Origin of the sequence: Sphingobacterium sp. CZ-UAM, assembly GCF_002000245.1 — a bacterium.
GTDB lineage: Bacteria > Bacteroidota > Bacteroidia > Sphingobacteriales > Sphingobacteriaceae > Sphingobacterium.
Map to the genome: position 1 here is coordinate 469897 of NZ_MTCM01000003.1, position 19761 is coordinate 489657.

Consider the following 19761-nt stretch of genomic DNA (forward strand, 5'->3'; position numbering starts at 1 on the left):
TTATTAAACTTACCGTTTGATGAATTTCTTACCTTTGTAAGAAGACTAAAATTCAATTTTGTGAAAAAACTATTTCTTTTAGATGGAATGGCTCTGATATATAGAGCATACTTTGCATTGAGCAAGACCCCACGAATCACCTCTACAGGGTTGAATACCGGGGCAATCATGGGATTTACCAATACACTATTAGAGGTATTGAAAAATCAGCAACCTTCTCATATAGCAGTAGTGTTCGACACAGCGGCCCCCACAGCACGCCATATTGAATTTGAAGCCTATAAGGCCCATCGTGAAAAAATGCCCGAAGATCTCTCGGCCTCCATTCCCTATATCTATCGCCTAATTGAAGGATTCAATATCCCGATTATCACAATGGATGGGTATGAGGCGGATGATATCATTGGCACCTTGGCAAAAAAAGCAGAACAGGAAAACTTCCAGGTCTACTGTATGACACCGGATAAAGATTTTGGGCAGCTTGTCTCTGAAAATATTTTCATCTACAAACCCGCACGTATGGGCAATGGCGCAGAAGTACAGGGCGTGCAGGAAATTCTCGAAAAATGGGAGGTGAAAGATGTGTGCCAAGTCATTGACATTTTGGGATTATGGGGTGATGCCGTAGATAATATCCCGGGAATCCCTGGCATTGGAGAAAAGACCGCAAAGAAACTCGTTCAGGAATTTGGATCAGTCGAAGGAATTATCGCCAATGCAGCTCAGCTCAAAGGGAAAATGCGTGAAAATGTTGAAAATTTCGCCGAACAGGGACTGATCTCAAAAAAATTAGCAACAATTCTATTGGACGTGCCGATTGAGCTAGATGAAAAAGCACTTGAACTCGAGGAGCCGAATAAAGACATTCTCGAACCTCTGTTTGCAGAATTGGAATTTAGGACATTAGGGAAAAGAGTTTTTGGAGAGGATTTCTCCATTCTTGAAAAAAATGCGCCTGCAGGCGGACAAATGGATTTATTTGCTGCACAAACCACGATTACAACAACGGATATTACAATCGAAATTTCCAGTGATAATACCCCATCGAATAATATCCATAATACAACGCACGACTACAAACTAGTAGAAACAACAGACGAACAGGAAAGGCTTGCGCAAGTGCTCGCCACCAAAGAAAGCTTCTGTTTTGATACTGAAACAACAGGATTAGATGCGAATCTCGCCGATATCGTTGGACTTTCTTTTTCGTTTGAAACAGGAAAAGCATACTACATTCCTACACCGGCAGATCGGGAAGAGGCACAACGCATCGTCGATATCTTTAAATCTGTATTAGAAAATCCAACAATTGAAAAGATAGGCCAAAATATCAAGTACGATATCCTTCTTTTGGCACGATATGGTGTTAAGGTACAAGGAACCTTATTCGATACTATGCTAGCGCATTACCTCATTGACCCTGATACACGCCATGGCATGGATGTACTTGCAGAGAATTACCTGAATTACACGCCAGTCTCCATTACCGAACTCATCGGAGAAAAAGGGAAAAAACAAGGAAATATGCGGGATGTTGATTTCGAAAAAATCAAAGAATATGCAGCGGAAGATGCGGACATTACTTTGCAGCTCAAAAACATTTTTCATCCCCTTTTGGTAGAAACGGACACCTTAAAATTGGCTCAGGATGTAGAATTCCCACTTGTATACGTGCTCGCGGAAATAGAACGCAATGGCGTAAAAGTGGATGTCACTGCTCTCGCCGAATTTTCGAAAACGTTGGAACAGGACATCAAGGATCTAGAGCATGCGATATTTGAAAAAGCCGGAGTGAACTTTAATATTGCCTCCCCAAAACAGTTAGGAGAAGTCCTATTCGACAAATTACAACTGGATCCGAAAGCAAAGAAAACAAAAACAGGACAGTATAAAACCGGTGAAGATGTTTTATTGGCGCTGGCGCATAAATCAGATATTGTTCAGGATATTTTAAATTTTAGGCAATTACAGAAATTGAAATCTACTTATGTCGATTCATTGCCTGAATTGATTAATCCAGAAACCGGACTGATCCATACATCCTACAATCAAGCTGTCGCCGCAACGGGACGTTTGAGCTCCACAAATCCCAATCTACAAAATATTCCGATCCGAACGGAAAGGGGCCGGGAAGTGCGGAAAGCCTTTATACCGCGTTCGGAAGATCATGTGATCTTATCCGCCGATTATTCACAGATCGAATTACGCTTGATCGCAGAGTTGAGCAAAGACCAAAATATGCTTGAAGCCTTTAATCAGGGGCATGATATTCATCGCGCCACTGCTGCAAAAGTTTATAATATGGCTTTTGAGGAGGTGACATCCGAACAGCGTCGCAACGCGAAAGCAGTAAACTTTGGTATTATTTATGGTCAATCCGCCTTTGGATTGTCTCAAAATTTAGGTATCACACGTAAAGAAGCTGCTGACATCATCAATGAATACTTCAACCAGTATACCGGAATAAAGAAGTATATGAGCGACGCCGTTGAATCTGCCAGGGAGAAGGGCTACGTTGAAACAATTCTAAAACGTAGACGTTATTTAAGAGATATAAATTCCGCAAACATGACGGTTCGTGGATTTGCTGAACGAAATGCGATCAACGCACCAATTCAAGGATCCGCAGCAGATTTGATTAAGATCGCTATGATTGCGATACAAAAAGAGATCGAACAACAGAAACTCCAAGGCAAGATGATTATGCAAGTTCACGATGAGCTCGTATTCGATGTTCCCAAACAAGAAATCGAAGCATTCAAAGCTATTATTCTGGACAAAATGACAAATGCCATAAAAACCACAGTCCCATTGGCTGTAGAAATCGGAGAAGGTAAAAATTGGCTTGAGGCACATTAATTTTTGTTATGACTAAAAAAATCATTTATCTATTATTGTTCTTATCCTCCTACTGCTTTACGACTAGTCAAGCACAAGAAGGTAAACCTGTATTTTACGAAAAATTAGATCAGGGATTGATTCGTTTTCATTTTGATAAATATTATTATCTGGCAGCAAAAGACTGCGAATTCAAATCAATTGAACGTGTTAGCAAATTTGATTTCACAAAACAGATTTTTGATGGGGAATTCCGTGACTTTGCGCCCAATGGTGGCCGTATGCTGGTTGGCAATTATAAGGATGGAAAAAAAGAAGGCCTTTTTCAGGCTTTTCATCCGAATGGCGTTTTGAAATGGGAGATCAATTTTAAAGATAATTATCCCGTTGGCGATTGGAAATATTATTACCCAGATGGTAAACCGCTATTAACCGTTACCTATGGAGATTATGGTTATTTCATTAAAGATTATTGGGATAACCGGGGAAAACAAGAGGTTGTCAACGGTGAGGGAAACTATGAATTTGCTATTCCATTCGAAGGATTTACCGAATTTGGCTATGATTTTTACATGCGCAAAGGAAAAGTAAAAGGCGGCAGACCACAAGGAAATTGGAACACTTATTTTTACAACGTTGGACAGCAGCCAATTTACGCGATGACACAACGCTTTGTTGATGGAAAAATCGTTGCTACTTACGATGATGATGGGGAACTTCCTAGCGAAGATTTTCAGACATTAAGTGTCTTACCCTACGATTATTTTATCCGAGCCGAATTATTAAACAGCAAATCCTGCAGCTTTGATGACTTTTCAAACTTCTATGCGTTCCTTGCTAAACGATTTACCGATAGAATCAATAAAAGCGGATTCGAAGTTGCAACTCAACTCAATTTCTCCTATGAAGTTGAAGTCAAAAAAACAGGCTTGGCCAATTTGCGAAGTCTTAAATTGAATGTAAACTCCGATAATGAGAATGATCAGGCGATTTTGAATCGCATTGCTAAAAGTATAGATTTTTATTTTCCTACCTACAAACAAGATCAACCACAGGACGATAGGATTAGAGTTTCCGGAAGTATCGCCACGGGAAGCGATGGAAAAGTTTATACGCATTCAATTAAAATCGAAAGACAAATAGACAATTCGAGTAAATAATTATCTTTGCAGAAATAAATAGATATGAAATTCCATAAAGAAGGATATACCACATTAGCGATTGCTGTACTTTTTATTTTTATCATCAATGCCGTCGCGGATTATTATGATGCGCCACAGTATGTCAAATGGTTTATTTATGCCCTTTCAGCATTCCTGTTCATTACCGTTGTCCAATTTTTTAGAAGCCCTAAGAAAGTGGTCATTCCACAAGATGGCACCATATTATGCCCCGCGGACGGAAAAGTTGTTGTGATCGAGGAAACGGAAGAAAACGAATATTTTCATGACAGAAGGATACAGGTCTCGATTTTTATGTCCCCTGTCAATGTGCATGTGAACCGAAACCCCATCAGTGGCTTGGTCACATTTTTCAAATACCATCCCGGAAAATTCTTGGTTGCCTGGCATCCGAAATCCTCTACAGATAACGAAAGAACGACAGTAGTTGTGAAAGACAAAGAAGGAAGAGAAGTTCTTTTCCGTCAGATAGCCGGTGCATTGGCTCGTCGCATCGTTTGGTACGTAAAAGAAAATGATCAGGTGGCTCAAGGCGACGAGTTCGGGTTTATCAAATTTGGTTCGCGTGTGGATCTATTCTTACCTTTAGGAACAGAAATCAACGTGAACATTGGCGACAAGGTGACCGGAGCCAAGACTATTATCGGAAAATTTTAACAATTTATTAATATCATTATAAGTAACTTAGGCCCCAATTAGGGGCCTTTTTTATTCAGCAAATGAATTTTAGACAATTATTATTGGCAAACTCAGCTGGTGTTGGCATTGCAATATCCACCATTAGCTATTATTATAAACATGATTTACAGACCGCGTTAATTATCTTTTTCGTGGCGCTGGTCATCTGTTTTCTTCTATTCAATTACCTGTTCGAGAAATACATCTATCGCCGTCTCAATACCATGTACAAATTGATTCATAACCTGAAACTTGGCAAAGATCTTAAGGATGCGATTGGCGAACATGTCAGTGAAGACCCTATTACAGACGCTGAAAACGACGTAAAAGCTTGGGCAAAAGATAAAAAAAATGAAATTGAACAATTAAAATCTCAGGAAAAGTTCCGCCGGGAGTTTCTTTCCAATATATCCCATGAATTCAAAACCCCCCTCTTTGCCACGCAGGGCTACATCGAGACATTACAAGATGGGCTAATAGAAGAAGACATGGAAATGGCAAAGAATTTCTTAGACAAAGCTGCGCGAAACCTTGATAGATTGAATTACCTCATTCAAGATTTAGATGAAATATCCAAACTGGAATCAGGTAAAATGGTATTGAACATTGAAAAATTTGACATTGTAGATCTGATCAAAGATACGGCGTACTCATTGGAGGACAAAGCCAAACAACACAATATTAAGATCGAGTTCAAACCCAAAACGGGCACGCCCCATTGGGTTAAAGCAGATCGTAACAAAATACATCAGGTACTCTATAATTTGATAGACAATTCGCTCAAATACGGCAAAACCGGCGGAACAACGAAAATAAAAATTTTTCCACTTTTTGAACAGGTGCTTATAGAGATCACCGACGACGGTTACGGAATTGAAGAAAAAAACCTCAGTCGTGTATTTGAGCGATTCTTTCGAACGGATAAAAGTAGGTCAAGGGATATTGGCGGATCTGGTTTAGGTCTCGCTATTGTAAAACATATTATTGAAGCCCATCAACAAAACGTAAATGTACGCAGCACAGAGGGCATTGGGACTACGTTTGGCTTTACTTTGCAAAAAGTTCAGACCGGAGACTAAACAATTGATGACATTTTTGTGTTTAAACAAAACCAATGTTAACATTAACTTAACATTAGGGTATTATTTTTGCAAAAATAAATTTAAGATATGTCTTTAAATAGCATTTTTCAGTACTTCGTTCCAAAGGACAAAAAATTCTTCCCTTTGTTTGAACAAGCAGGCAACAATTTGATTGAAATGTCTCAATTGTTAAAAGATATTGTAAACTCAAACAATCCAGAGAAGAAGAAAGAGTTCACACGCAAGATGGAAGACCTGGAGCACAAAGGCGACAACATCACACACCAGATTCACCTGGAATTAGGTAAAAACTTCATTACACCTTTTGACCGCGAAGATATACACTCTCTAGCAAGTTCATTGGACGATGTAGCAGATTTTATACACGGTGCTGCCAACAGAATGGATCTATATAAATTGGAGAAAGCAACAGAGCCAATGATAGAAATCGCAGATCTATTGGTAGAAGCTACAGAGCATGTCTCCAAAGCAATCCACGAACTTCGTGACTTAAAGAACATACGTAATATTACGGATTCATGCGTACGTATTAACAGTGTGGAAAACAAAGCAGACTATATTTTTGACAAAGCAGTAGCTGATCTTTTTGAGTTTGAAAAAGACGCTGTTGCATTGATCAAACATAAAGAAGTATTATCTGCAATGGAAGATGCAACAGACAAATGCGAGGATGTTGCCAATGTATTAGAAAGTATTCTAGTTAAAAACGCATAATCATTCGATCATAAGTGCATAAAAATTCTACGAGATTATGATGTCAACATTACTCGTTGTTGTGATTGTCTTAGCAATTGCATTTGACTACATCAATGGATTCCATGATGCTGCCAACTCTATTGCGACAATTGTATCAACAAAAGTTCTCACACCAGCAATGGCTGTATTATGGGCTGCCATATTCAACTTTGCTGCTTATTTCTACTTTACAGATCACAAAGTAGCAAACACCATTGCCAAAACGGTATTGGAAGAATATATTACCCTCGAGGTTATCTTTGCGGGACTGCTCGCAGCCATCGGCTGGAACTTGTTCACTTGGTACTATGGAGTACCCTCAAGTTCATCACATACCTTAATCGGTGGTTTTGCGGGATCAGGAATGGCTTATGCGTTTATTCTTGGTGCAGATCCAATCCATGCCATCAATATCGATGCAACTTTAAAAATTATTGCTTTTATCGTTCTGGCGCCAATCATCGGTATGACTATTTCTATCATCATTACACTTATTGTGATTAATCTGGCGAAAAACTCTCGCCCCAGTGTAGCTGAGAAATGGTTTAAAGTATTACAATTAGTTTCATCTGCAGGCTTAAGTTTTGCGCACGGTGGTAATGACGCACAAAAGGTAATGGGTATTATCCTTGTGGCAATGGTTGCCGGCGGTTATATGCAAAATACGGAACATATGCCAGAATGGATCCCCTTAACTTGTTATGCAGCTATTGCGGCTGGAACAATGAGTGGTGGCTGGAAAATTGTTAAAACAATGGGAACTAAGATTACTAAAGTAACTCCATTAGAAGGTGTCTGTGCGGAATCTGCAGGTGCTGTAACATTAGGTATAACCGAGCATTTCGGAATTCCTGCATCAACAACCCATACCATTACAGGATCCATTATAGGTGTCGGCGTAGTAAAACGCGTTTCAGCAGTACGTTGGGGTGTTACTATCAGTTTATTATGGGCTTGGGTGTTGACTATACCCGTGTCTGCCATTCTCGGAGGACTATCATTAGTTATCGTACATTATTTACTTTAGAAAGAATTTCTTAATTTTTTTCTTAAAGCTATTGAAACAAAACAAAAATTTGCTACTTTCGTAGCGGATTTTTGTTTTGTTGTTTCACATTAAATACTTAATTTAGTACGAAATATCAGAAATTTAAAAATTTAACATAATTTTAAGACTTTGGCACGGCAATTGTACTGTTCCAGATATTAAATATAGATAATAACATTTGAAAACAATTAAAATTAATAATAACCTTAAAAACAAGAGTATGAACTATTCTACAATTAAAAAAACAGCTGTTGCTGCTACATTAGTTGCCGCTTTAGGTTTCGCTGATACAGCACAAGCTCAACAAGTATTCGGTGGTAGATCACAATACAGAACTTGGTCTATCGGTGTTCAAGGTGGTATCACTACGCCTAATGCTTTAATTGGTGGTAACAATAACTTTGGTCAAAAAGTAGGTTACTTCCAAAACAAAGTTGGTGAGTACTATGGTTTAACAGTACGTAAACAATTCTCTCACCTTTTCGGTTTAGAAGTTGAAGCTAACCGTGGTAAGATCAAAACTTACAACCACGCTGAATCTGGCCCCGCTGTAGAAAACAAAGGTGGAGCTAAATCTGCACAAACTGATGTAAACTGGGCTGCTAGCTTAAACGGTGTATTCCAATTGGGTACAATCGACTTCTTAAGAAGAGAAAATGCAGTTAACTTCTATGCAAAAGTGGGTATCGGTACAATGGCTTACAACCCAGTTCAATTTGCGAACAACGACTTTACAGGTCAAGAAGTTTACAACAACAAAGGTAAAGTTGGTGAAGCTATTTTTGGTGACCGCGAATACAAAGGTGACAGAGATTACCGTTTAGGTATGTACGTTCCTGTAGGTGTTGGTGCTAAATTCAAATTATCTGAAGTTGTTGCCTTGAACTTAGGTTACACAATGAACTTCACTGATGAGGCATTATTGTACGGACCTGGCAGAAACAATACTACAAAACAACGTTTTGCTAATGTATACGGTGGTTTAGAGTTCACTTTAGGTTCAAAAGACAAACAAAGTTTAACTTTTGCTAACCCAGTTGCTACAATGTATGATGAATTGAAAGATCCTTCATTGAGAAACGAAGTTGAAGCATTAAAACAACGTGTAAGCACTTTAGAAGGTACAGTTAACACATTAAGCGCTGATGCTGATGGTGACGGTGTATCTGACAAATTTGACAAATGCCCTGGTACTCCTGCTGGTACTCCAGTAGATGGTTCAGGATGTCCTATCAAATTCCCAGAGCCAGTTGCTGAGAACCTTACTTCTAACGGTTACTACGCTCCAATTCAATTTGAATTTGATAGCTCAGTGTTGAAAACTTCTTCTTACTCAACTTTAGATAAATTGGCTAAAGAAGTACGTGACAACAACTCGACTGTTACTTTAGATGGTTATGCATCTGCAGAAGGTACAGAGGCTTACAACATGACTTTGTCTAAAGACCGTGCTAACTCTGTAAAACAATACTTGGTAAATGCTGGTGTTTCTGCATCAAGCATCACTGCTAACGGTTACGGAGAGGCTAATCCAGTTGCATCTAACTCAACTGAAGAAGGTCGTGTTCAAAACCGTCGTGTTGAGATCAAAAAATAATCGTATATAATTTATACCATTATATTAAAAGCCGGCTCTAGAGCCGGCTTTTTTATTTTGACGGTATTTATCCTTAACTTTGTGGATGATATCCAATTTGTGGAAAATTTAATCAAGCAAATTAGATAAGAAATTAGTATTTTGATTTAAAGAAAGAATACTGATTTTAATTTTTTGAGAATGGAAGAGGATTTTGAATTTGAAAACCCCGAAGAAAGAAAAATCTCGGTGGACAGATATGAGGAAATGCTTCGAAACGAGGATCAGTATTTTTTTGATTCCAAAGCTTTCGAAGGAATAATAGACTACTACGCTGAAAAAAATGATCCCGTCAAAGCTTTACAGGTAACTGAATTTGCGATAAGCCAACATCCCTTTGATATTACCTTTTTGCTGAAACAAGCTCAGTTGTTTTCAACAATTCAACAGTATCAGAACGCATTGGCGGCCTTGGACAAAGCTGAATTACTGGAAGCTTCAGAAGGTGATATATTTCTAATTAGAGGTGGTATTTTAGGAAGCATCGGACAATTTGATGAAGCCCTAGATCAATTATTCAAAGCATTACCTCTATTAGACAATAAAGATGAGGTTTATTTTCATATTGCCATGATTTTTCAGGCGCAGATGAACTACGACAAAGCCATTGTCTATTTAAAAAAAGCACTAGAGCTCAATATGGACTATCAGGAAGCACTCTATGAGCTAGCTTATTGTTATGATGTACTTGATAGGCAGGAAGAAAGTATATCCTTCTATAAAAAATATATTGACTCAGACCCCTATTCGTATTACGCTTGGTATAATCTGGGTAACTCTTATCATAAAATCAGCAAATTCGAAGAGGCTTTGGATGCATATGACTATGCCATATTAATTAAAGAGGACTTCTCTTCTGCTTATTTTAACAAAGGAAACGCCTTGGTTAACTTAGACCGTTATCAGGAGGCGTTGGATGTATACAAACAAACCTTCGAATACGAACAACCCAGTGCAGATACCTATTGTGCTATCGGTGAGTGTTACGAGAAGCTTGAGCAAATGGAAGAAGCTCGAAACTACTATAAAAAAGCCGTCAAGTTAGACGCCGAACTCGCAGATGCATGGTTTGGCATCGGTGTCACCCTGGATTCTGAAGAACGTTATTTTGAGGCCCTCCATTTCTATAAAAAGGCTTTGGAGCTAGAAGATACTAATCCTGATTATTGGTTCGCCATCGCAGATGCCCGATACAAGCTGCAGCAAATTGATCAAGCTGAAGAAGCTTATAAAAAGGTAGTTGCATTAAATCCATCCGATATCGATGCCTGGCTTGATTATTCTTCGATTTTATTTGAACAGAGTAAAATTGATGCGGCTATCGATGTTATGTCCGATGCGATTACACAGAACCCTGAAGCAGCGGAATTATACTATCGTGTTGTGGCCTATCTTTTTGCAAATGGACAATACAATGAGGCTCTAAATTTTTTGGAACTAGGCTTGGCGACGAATCCTGAAAAACACTACATTCTCTTTGAGTACCTCCCGCAATTGCAGGGAAACCAGATTATCACTGAAATTGTCAAAAAATATACAAAACCCAAAAATTAAGGTTAAAAGCATTTATCTCCTTAGGGATCGGCCTGAGGGGATAAAATACAATTCAATTAGATTAAGCATCCCTTACCGTCCAAAGAAGCATTAAACCATTCCATGAAAAAACTAGGTCTTATAGGATTTCCACTAGGACATTCCTTTTCCAAGAAATATTATTTAGAGAAATTTCAAAAAGAAAATATTCAACACATAGATTATGATTTATATCCGATTGAACGTATCTCAGATTTTCCGTCTATATTTACGAACAAAGACTTTTATGGAGTGAATGTGACCATTCCATACAAAATAGAAGTCATGGATTATTTGAACGAACTATCAGATGAGGCTAAAGCAATACAGGCTGTAAACTGTATCCGCATTATGCATTCAGCAGAAGGCACGCCATACCTTAAAGGTTACAACACTGATGCATATGGATTTGAAGAATCACTGAAACCGCTTTTAGAAGTACATGACAAAAAGGCGCTGGTACTTGGAAATGGAGGTGCAGCAAAAGCCGTCATTTATGTTTTAGATAAATTAGGTATCCAACACACACTCGTCAGCCGAACTAAGCAAACCGACAATTTCACTTATGATGAAATAAATGCGTCGATCCTGGCAGAATACTCGGTAATTATTAATTGTTCACCTGTAGGAACATTTCCCAACATAGCAGAGTCGCCAGCTCTTCCCTATGAACATATCACCGCTAAGCACTTATTCTACGATCTTATCTATAATCCCGAAGAGACCACATTTTTAAAGAAAGGTAAAGAAAAAGGAGCACGAATTAAAAATGGGTATGAAATGTTACTACTCCAGGCAGAGAAAAATTGGGAAATTTGGAATAGCTAGTCTTTCTCTAGCTAGAGAGCAATAAAAAATGTAAATTTACCTTATGTTAACGATCAGAACATTCACTTTCAATCCCTACCAAGAAAACACCTATCTGTTGTATAACGAACAGGGAAATGCCTTAATTATTGATCCGGGGATGTATGGGGAAAAAGAGCAGACAGAGTTTTTAACTTTTGTCGATCTCCATAATCTTACTCCAAAATTACTATTGAATACACATTGCCACATCGATCATGTCTTAGGCAATTATTTTATTCATGAAAAGTTTGGTCTGCTTCCTCAATTTCACGAAGGAGAACTATCTACATTGGTTGCTGTTCAGAATTATGCCCCGCAAATGGGATTTCGTTATGATATCTCCCCTATTGGAGAAGTATTTCTAAAAGATGGAAATAAAATACAAATAGACAATGATGAGCTGGAAGTAATATTAGCACCGGGCCATTCTCCCGCTCACATCTGTTTCTATAGTGCTGCGCAAAAGTTTCTAATTGGTGGTGATGTTCTCTTTCGCAATAGTATTGGCCGTACTGACCTACCAGGAGGAAATCATCAGCAGCTATTAGACAATATTAAAAAAAGACTTTATACGCTACCCGATGATACACTTGTCTACCCCGGTCACGGCCCATCAACGACAATAGGCTTTGAAAAGAACTCGAATCCATTTATACAAGGATAGATATGAACTTGCCTTTTCTATTTGCCAAGAGATACCTGTTTTCAAAAAAATCGGTCAACGCAATTAATATAATCTCCTCGATTAGTGTTATAGGTGTTATGGTAAGTAGTGCCGCATTAATCATATTACTGTCCTCTTTTAATGGTATGGAGGAGCTTATTATATCCATGTACAGCAAATTCGCTCCAGAATTGAAAATCGAGCCTCAAAAAGGGAAACTCTTTTCCACCAATAAATCAGTCTTTAATGAATTGAGAAGTAATCCGAATGTTATCCATTATACAGAAGTACTCGAAGAGAAGGTATTGCTTCAATATGCGAACCGACAGTACATTTCAACCATTAAAGGAATTGAGCCCAAATCACTGAATAAGAATATGGGGGATAGTATCCTCGTAGACGGATCATACCAACTCTTACGTGACTCAACTAATCTAGCGATACTAGGTGCAAGTGTCCAGGCTAATCTCGGTATCTCGATGCAAAACGCACGCGACCTTATTCAGGTATATTCACCAAGGAAAGGCGTAAAAAATACCTCAAATCCCGCTGAGGAATTTAATATTCGATCTATCAGTGCGGGAGGGGTGCTCAGATACCAACAGGATTTCGATAATTTAGTTATTACGCCAATTTCATTTGCTAAAGAAGTTCTAGGTGAATATGATCGGGTGTCTGCTATTGAATTCTATCTTAAAGCAGGCACTGACATCACGCTATTTGAACAGGACCTACAAAAAAAATTAGGCGCAGATTATCTAGCTAAAAATCGGGAAGAACAAAATCCTACCTTGTATAGGAACGTACGTGTAGAGAGGTGGGTGGTATTTTTTATTTTAACATTGATCAGTGTCATCGCCATTTTTAACATTGTGGGCTCGTTAACGATGTTGGTATTAGATAAACAAAAAGATATGACAGTCCTAAAAAGCTTGGGCGGCAACAATAGTTTAATTCAGCGTATTTTCTTTTACGAAGGGTTAATGATTGCAATTATTGGTTGTATATTAGGGTTATTGATAGGCGCGATATTCACTTATATTCAATCTACCTATGGCATCATACGCGTTGAAGAGGGTGCAAATGCTATTTTGGATAGTTACCCTATGCTCAGTCGATGGAGCGACTATGTCTTGGTGTTTATCACTGTCACGGGTATTTCGGGATTAGTTTCTTATTTCTCAGCAAAACTAAGTGTAAAAGAACTTGACAAGCTCAAAACTACAGACTAATAGCGGGAACTTTTGGAACGGCTTTGACTCCCCTTTGTTATTTGTTGTATTAAACTTCCCCAGGCAAAAGGATTTAATAGCGGGTTGGCATACCGTTGGTTGATGACTTTGTTATTCATCGTATTGAAGCTTTGGGCGTTATTGATTGAACGCATTTCGTTGCCATCGCGAGGAACTACAGCAGCCATTGCAGACAAAGACTCATGGGATAATGTTTTTCTTGCCCGTACGATATGATCATCAGATACATCTAAATTCATAAATGCAATATTAAATTCCTCAATACTTGCCCAAGGATATGGTGTCACCATTGGTAACTCAGTCACCAAATTTTGCATGACGATACTCGCCGTGTATTTATCCCCTGCGACTTCGGGTACAGTTACAATAAGTGGATCGAATCCTACTGAGGAAAAACGGAGTGTGTCACCCACATGGGCTACGAAGGAAAAATAACCTTCATTATTTGCCGCGACGGACTCGTTACGAAAAGATAAATTAGTTACTGTAGCATAACCAACGGGAAGGCCCGACCCCACAGTAGTTACAATACCAGAATATTGAATGATCTTCCGTTCTTGCGCCCTTAAAGCCGAAGGATCAAAAAATACAGATAAAACTAATAATATAGGAATCAGCAACTTCATAGAACAAATTTACACAAAAGCAGCAGGAGTTGGCCGTTAAATTGTGTTAATAGATAAACTAATTTGCCGACGGCAAGGTGGCATCAGGAGAGTCTGGATCAGTAAGGTTAATTGCCTCTACCGCTGTGACCTCTGGTACCGCTTTTTTAATAGCCTGTTCCAATCCCGCTTTAAAAGTCATGATGCTCATTGAACAGGAAGCGCATGCGCCCAATAGTTTTAATCGCACGACATTATCTGCTGTAATCTCTTCAACACTCACATTTCCGCCATCAGTCTCCAAATAAGGTCTCAAGGTATCCAATGCTTGCTCCACTTTTTCTTTTAAAGTCATACTCTTTATTAAATTCAATGATTGTATATGTAAAGATAATCAAATATTTTAAAATCTATATTTTTCCACTACTTACGTCGGGGAAAAACAACAAGTCCATGACAATACTGCCCCCAGATTATATCCAACGAGTTAAAGAATGTTAATAAAAAATGTTGTTTTTGGGATCAAATAATTATTAAACTATATTGCGCAGTAAAATTTAATTGATTAGTATAACAAATTCACTTATCTTTGTAAAATGTTTTTAAATAGGCGTATAGCGGCTATCTGTGCCGGCATGATGTTTCTATTGGTGTTTACTGGCTGCAAAAGTAAATTTGAGAAATTGCGCGCAAGCAATAATATCGCTCAAAAGTATGAAGAGGCCGTAAAGCTGTATGAGAAAAAGAAATATACAAAGGCGTTAGTTTTGTTTGATGACTTGCGGACAAAATTCCGCGGACAGGCTGAAGCAGAAAATATCTACTACTATTTGGCTTTTGCCAATTACCGGCTGAAAGATTACACTTCAGCGGCATATCACTTTAAGGACTTTGCAGATGTTTATCCGAACAGTCAGCGAGCGGAAGAATGTCGTTTTATGCATGCCTACTGTTACTATTTGGATTCTCCCCGCTCCACTTTGGACCAGGCAAATACCAAGAAGGCAATCGATGCCCTACAGCTTTTTGTCAATCTCTATCCAGAATCTGAACGCTCCAAAGAAGCAGCAGACCTCATTCAGAAGTTAAGAGACAAACTAGAGCTCAAGGCTTTTGCCAATGCTAGGCTCTATTATGATATGGGTCTGAATGATGATTATAGAGCTGCAGTAATTGCTTTACAAAATGTACTGAAAGAATACCCTGACACAAAATATGCCGAGGAGATTGAATTCCTGACCTTAAAGGCGCAATACATATTTGCTTCGAAAAGTATTCTGCAAAAACAGGAAAGCAGATATGATGAGACATTGGACTATTATCGTAGCTTTGCAAGCAACTATCCCAATAGCAAACATATAAAAGAGGCGGAATCTATCCGTCGGGATTCCGAAAAAGGAATTAAGACAGCCGTTTCTCACATGAAAGAATATAACAAAGCACTTGCTGAGCAAGAAGCTTACATAAAAGAACAAAAGGCGAAAAAAGAAAAAGAAAATACCCAAAAAGATGAGTCAAAAAAATAACAATTCAATTCCAAATTCTACAGTTACACGTGACTTAAGACAATTGGACAAAGGAACTGACAATATCTATGAATCCATTGTAGTTATCTCTAAACGCGCGAATCAAATTGCAGTAGATATTAAAGAAGAACTAAATGGAAAACTTGCTGAATTCGCAAGCAATAACGATAACTTGGAAGAGGTATTCGAAAACCGCGAACAGATAGAGATTTCTAAACACTACGAACGCATGCCAAAACCTACTTTGGTAGCAATCGACGAGTTTTTACACGATAAAGTGTACTACAGAAATCCTTCGAAAGAGCAAGACTAATTCCAAAGATTAACGATGGCTTTAGCTGGGAAAAATATTGTAATTGCTGTATGCGGTAGTATCGCCGCATACAAAATTGCAAGTCTAATTCGTCTGCTTGTGAAAGCAGATGCCCATGTTCAAGTGATTATGTCAGCGGACGCCACAGCGTTCATTACCCCACTTACGCTTTCTACACTTTCTAAAAATCCTGTTTTAATTGATTATTATCAACCAGGTACAGGCGAATGGAATAACCATGTAGAAATTGCTTTAAATGCAGATTATATCCTCGTAGCTCCGGCAACAGCAAATACCATTGCCAAAATGGCAAATGGGCATTGTGATAATTTGCTGATGGCCGTATATTTATCCGCAAAATGTCCTGTTTTCTTTGCTCCAGCAATGGACTTAGATATGTGGAAACATCCATCCACCCAATCAAATATTGCTAAGCTTGCTGCTTATGGTAATATCATTTTCCCACCTGAAAAAGGAGAGTTAGCCAGTGGGCTGATCGGCGAAGGACGGTTGGCCGAGCCAGAAGAGCTTTTTCGCTTCCTAGCAGATTTTTCTGGTCGGAAACTTCCCTTAACAGGGCAAAAGGCCCTCGTTTCTGCTGGCCCAACGTATGAGGCTATAGATCCCGTCCGCTTTATTGGAAATCATTCCAGTGGAAAGATGGGATATGCTATTGCCCAACAATTAAAAGAGCTCGGTGCGGATGTTACTTTAATTTCGGGACCTACCGCATTACCGAAACCTGAGCAAATAGCTGTTGTTCCTGTCACCTCTGCTGCCGAGATGCTTCAAGCCTGCGAAAGACATTTTGCTGATGCATCCATAATTGTCATGAGTGCTGCCGTTGCGGACTATACGCCTATCGAAGTTGCCGCTCAGAAGATCAAGAAGAAAGAGAATGAATTTTCGATTGCTTTAAAGAAAACAACGGATATTCTCGCCACTTTGGGGGCAAAAAAGAAGAACGAGCAATTACTGATCGGATTTGCTTTAGAGACCAACAACGAGCTCGAAAATGCAAAAGACAAATTAGTTCGAAAGAATCTCGATTTTATCGTTCTGAACTCCATGCAGGATCAAGGCGCCGGGTTTGCTACTGATACCAATAAAGTTACAATTATCAATCGTTCAGGCGAAAGTACGGTGTTCCCCTTGAAATCGAAGGAAGATGTCGCAAAAGATATCTGTTCGATCATTTTACAACATATCCCCTCGAAGAAATAACGTACTCCGGGAATCCGAAGAAGTATATCATGTCTCCAACCTCTTAGAGATTTACGATTCTTAGCTCCTTAGGATAATAATTATTGATCCTATTGGGTAAGACCTTTATCCAGCCTAATGACAAGCCTTTATATTTCGCCAGTGTCCAACCTTTCATGTCAACAGGAATATTCTCTAGTATTACATTTTCTTTTCTAAGATAGTTTTGAGCTTCCTCAAGGGAAAGTTCCACATTTTGAAAATCAGGATCCAGAACATTACTTAAAGCCAAAGCATGGCTTGGAATAAGTTCTTTTCGATTAAGTTTCCCTATATTGATTCCCGCATTCTTAAGATAGAGTACATTCTGCAGGTACTTCAAATCATTTTCATATACATTTGGAAATATATAGACATCTTCGTGGTGGATAAATGGGAAAAATCCCTCGTGGTTTACTATCCAAGCATCCAGAATTCCCTTCGGCACATCCGATTTCTCGGGCTTTATCCGCTTTCTATTAAATGTGGATTGTTCAGTTATTTTTTTTAAAACAGTGATAAAAAAACCTTCTCCACTTAATTTATGCGGATAAAATCGGTATCCATGTGCAGCATGCTCCACAGATTTTGTATACTCAATGCCCCAGCTATCATCAATGGCAATTTCTATAGATTCAAAATCTCCAGTACCTATCAACCAATCTGCTATATCCTCATTTTCTTCTTCAGAATAGGAACAGGTTGAGTAAAGAAGGTATCCCCCTTTTTTCAATGTAGCGATACTTTCTGCCAATATTCGTTGTTGCCTTTCGCTACAAAGTTTAACATTAGCTTCCGACCACTCATCTATTGCATCTGCATCCTTTCTAAACATTCCTGATCCAGAGCAGGGTGCGTCCACGACCATAACATCAAAATACCCTGGTAATCGGTGAAACGCTGAGGGATCGTTATTTGTGACCACTGTATTTGCATTACCCCATTTGGTTAGATTATCCTGTAGGATATTTACACGCGTCTTGATGATCTCATTGGCGACAAGTAGACTTTCGGGATGCAAGCTACTATTTAACAAAGTAGACTTGCCTCCAGGAGCTGCACACAGATCCAAAGCATAAACTGGCTTAGTGTCTAATTCCAATTTACGGATAATGTGATCTATAAACATCGAAGACGCGTCCTGCGAATAATAGCCCCCCCCGTGAAATAGGGGATCGAGCGTGAATATCGGACGTTCGTTGAGATAAAAGGCACCTTCACACCAGGGGACCAATCTGTTATCCGAAAACGGACATTCTTTTAATTTTCGCGGGTTTAACCGTATAGCCGTTGCCCGCTTAGCCTCTTCATGTACACTTATAAATGCAGCGGTATCGAATAGAGGGTTTACACCCAGTTTTTTCACTAATGAATTTGGCAGAAAATTACTCATGTGTCCTATAGTTTGTGCTAAAATTAATACAAATAAAAATGAAGTCAAAATAAGTCGTAAATTACAGGAAAGAGTAAATTTGTATTATGAAAGATCTCAAGAAATACGCTATTATCCCGGCGACACCGGAACAACTCTATCTCGCCCTAACAACCGAAATTACGGCCCGTCTGTGGACCGGCGATGTTGTATCGATAGATGCATCAGTTAACGGTGAATTTTCCTTGTGGGATGGAGCAATTACAGGTCGATTCTTGGAACTAGTGCCTTCTTCAAAAATTGTACAGGAGTGGTATTTCGGTGAAACTGACAAGCCTTCAATTGTTACACTAAAGTTGCATGAGCATAAAAAAGGGACTTCATTAGAGGTTAGGCAAACCAATATCCCGGATGAAGATTACGAAAATATTGCCGAAGGCTGGGAAGATCCCTATATTTCTTATTTAATTGATTTCTATACAGATGAAGATTAATCTTTAGATACCAGCAGTGAGCCCGTTTTTTAAGCCGGGCTCTTTTTCGTTAGCCTATTAATGAAATTATCGTCTTTGCCCGAAGGGTTTATTCGGATCGCCCGCAAAAAATGTTACTTTCAATAAGACTCTTCCCCTCACTATTAATCCCTTATAAGCTATCCGCTAAAGGGCTCATAAGCTCAAAAAACAATTCTATTTTATTGTATTCTAATATATTCCTATCTACAATTTATTTGAGCGAGGTCACATTCTTAGGTTAGTAAGCACGGATAAGATGGCAGTAATTACAGTAGAATAAAAAAGTTAGGAATAGTAATACCCGCCATGAGCAGCGCGCTATCCCCAACAGCAAGGTATTGGCAAGGGATAGACCATCTGCAATATCCTATAGCCATCTGCAAAGATCGTCAAACCCTGTTATACCATCAAAACTCCGGAGGGACCGCTGTTGCTGATGCGACTGCTGGTGTCCTTGCTGTTACCCTTGCTGCTACATCCATTGCTTCTACAGCTATTGCCGCTACCGTTTTGTTGGCTTTACGACTGCTATCACCCTTGCTGCTACAACTATTGCTTTTACAGTTATTGCCGCTACGGTTTTGTTGGTTTTACGGCTGCTGTTACCCTTGCTCCTAAACGATTGTCTAAT

At 38.9% G+C, this 19761-nt stretch carries 18 protein-coding genes; 15 read left to right on the forward strand and 3 right to left on the reverse strand.

The window, feature by feature from the left end:
• Window positions 1-60 precede the first annotated feature (60 nt).
• The 11 genes from polA to BWD42_RS15835 all read left to right on the forward strand — a co-directional run bounded on the left by polA (window position 61) and on the right by BWD42_RS15835 (window position 13536).
• Entirely contained in the window at window positions 61-2859 is a 2799-nt protein-coding gene (gene polA, locus BWD42_RS15785) for a DNA polymerase I (RefSeq protein WP_077437344.1), read from the forward strand.
• A gap of 8 nt (window positions 2860-2867) precedes the next feature.
• Window positions 2868-3998, forward strand: a complete 1131-nt coding sequence (locus BWD42_RS15790) for a toxin-antitoxin system YwqK family antitoxin (RefSeq protein WP_077437345.1) — start codon at window positions 2868-2870, stop codon at window positions 3996-3998.
• 24 nt (window positions 3999-4022) lie between these two features.
• Window positions 4023-4676, forward strand: a complete 654-nt coding sequence (locus BWD42_RS15795; protein ID WP_077437346.1) for a phosphatidylserine decarboxylase family protein — start codon at window positions 4023-4025, stop codon at window positions 4674-4676.
• A gap of 62 nt (window positions 4677-4738) precedes the next feature.
• On the forward strand, window positions 4739-5776 hold the full coding sequence (locus BWD42_RS15800) for a sensor histidine kinase (protein WP_077437347.1): 1038 nt from the start codon (window positions 4739-4741) through the stop codon (window positions 5774-5776).
• Window positions 5777-5866: 90 nt separating this feature from the next.
• Window positions 5867-6514, forward strand: a complete 648-nt coding sequence (locus BWD42_RS15805) for a DUF47 domain-containing protein (RefSeq protein WP_077437348.1) — start codon at window positions 5867-5869, stop codon at window positions 6512-6514.
• A gap of 37 nt (window positions 6515-6551) precedes the next feature.
• Window positions 6552-7562: an inorganic phosphate transporter gene (locus BWD42_RS15810; RefSeq protein WP_077437349.1), complete on the forward strand. Its 1011-nt coding sequence runs from the start codon at window positions 6552-6554 to the stop codon at window positions 7560-7562.
• Window positions 7563-7803: 241 nt separating this feature from the next.
• Window positions 7804-9180: an OmpA family protein gene (locus BWD42_RS15815; RefSeq protein ID WP_077437350.1), complete on the forward strand. Its 1377-nt coding sequence runs from the start codon at window positions 7804-7806 to the stop codon at window positions 9178-9180.
• Between the two features lie 180 nt (window positions 9181-9360).
• A complete protein-coding gene (locus BWD42_RS15820; protein WP_077437351.1) occupies window positions 9361-10773 on the forward strand; it encodes a tetratricopeptide repeat protein in 1413 nt (470 codons plus the stop codon).
• Between the two features lie 102 nt (window positions 10774-10875).
• A complete protein-coding gene (locus BWD42_RS15825; protein WP_077437352.1) occupies window positions 10876-11619 on the forward strand; it encodes a shikimate dehydrogenase family protein in 744 nt (247 codons plus the stop codon).
• 43 nt (window positions 11620-11662) lie between these two features.
• Window positions 11663-12304, forward strand: a complete 642-nt coding sequence (locus BWD42_RS15830; protein WP_077437353.1) for an MBL fold metallo-hydrolase — start codon at window positions 11663-11665, stop codon at window positions 12302-12304.
• 2 nt (window positions 12305-12306) lie between these two features.
• Window positions 12307-13536 (forward strand): FtsX-like permease family protein, encoded by a 1230-nt coding sequence (locus BWD42_RS15835; protein WP_077437354.1) that lies wholly within the window; start codon window positions 12307-12309, stop codon window positions 13534-13536.
• Here the strand turns inward: BWD42_RS15835 and BWD42_RS15840 are convergent.
• Both BWD42_RS15840 and BWD42_RS15845 read right to left on the reverse strand, forming a co-directional pair.
• Window positions 13533-14183: a carboxypeptidase regulatory-like domain-containing protein gene (locus tag BWD42_RS15840; protein WP_077437355.1), complete on the reverse strand. Its 651-nt coding sequence runs from the start codon at window positions 14181-14183 to the stop codon at window positions 13533-13535. The genes BWD42_RS15835 and BWD42_RS15840 overlap by 4 nt on opposite strands.
• 58 nt (window positions 14184-14241) lie before the next feature.
• On the reverse strand, window positions 14242-14517 hold the full coding sequence (locus tag BWD42_RS15845) for a NifU family protein (protein WP_028070934.1): 276 nt from the start codon (window positions 14515-14517) through the stop codon (window positions 14242-14244).
• A 241-nt stretch (window positions 14518-14758) separates the two neighbouring features.
• Between BWD42_RS15845 and BWD42_RS15850 the strand changes: the two genes are divergently transcribed.
• The 3 genes from BWD42_RS15850 to coaBC are packed head-to-tail and all read left to right on the forward strand — an operon-like array spanning window position 14759 to window position 17225.
• Window positions 14759-15688 carry an outer membrane protein assembly factor BamD gene (locus BWD42_RS15850; protein ID WP_077437356.1) on the forward strand — a complete coding sequence of 310 codons (930 nt, stop codon included), beginning with the start codon at window positions 14759-14761 and terminating at the stop codon, window positions 15686-15688.
• On the forward strand, window positions 15672-16001 hold the full coding sequence (locus BWD42_RS15855; protein WP_028070932.1) for a DNA-directed RNA polymerase subunit omega: 330 nt from the start codon (window positions 15672-15674) through the stop codon (window positions 15999-16001). Before BWD42_RS15850 ends, BWD42_RS15855 begins: the two co-directional genes overlap by 17 nt.
• A gap of 15 nt (window positions 16002-16016) precedes the next feature.
• Complete coding sequence (gene coaBC / locus BWD42_RS15860; protein WP_077437357.1) at window positions 16017-17225, forward strand: bifunctional phosphopantothenoylcysteine decarboxylase/phosphopantothenate--cysteine ligase CoaBC; 1209 nt, start codon at window positions 16017-16019, stop codon at window positions 17223-17225.
• A gap of 43 nt (window positions 17226-17268) precedes the next feature.
• Here the strand turns inward: coaBC and BWD42_RS15865 are convergent, their stop codons facing one another.
• Window positions 17269-18636, reverse strand: a complete 1368-nt coding sequence (locus tag BWD42_RS15865) for a methyltransferase RsmF C-terminal domain-like protein (RefSeq protein WP_077437358.1) — start codon at window positions 18634-18636, stop codon at window positions 17269-17271.
• 86 nt (window positions 18637-18722) lie between these two features.
• Between BWD42_RS15865 and BWD42_RS15870 the strand changes: the two genes are divergently transcribed.
• A complete protein-coding gene (locus BWD42_RS15870; protein ID WP_077437359.1) occupies window positions 18723-19109 on the forward strand; it encodes an SRPBCC family protein in 387 nt (128 codons plus the stop codon).
• The last annotated feature ends 652 nt before the right edge of the window (window positions 19110-19761 follow it).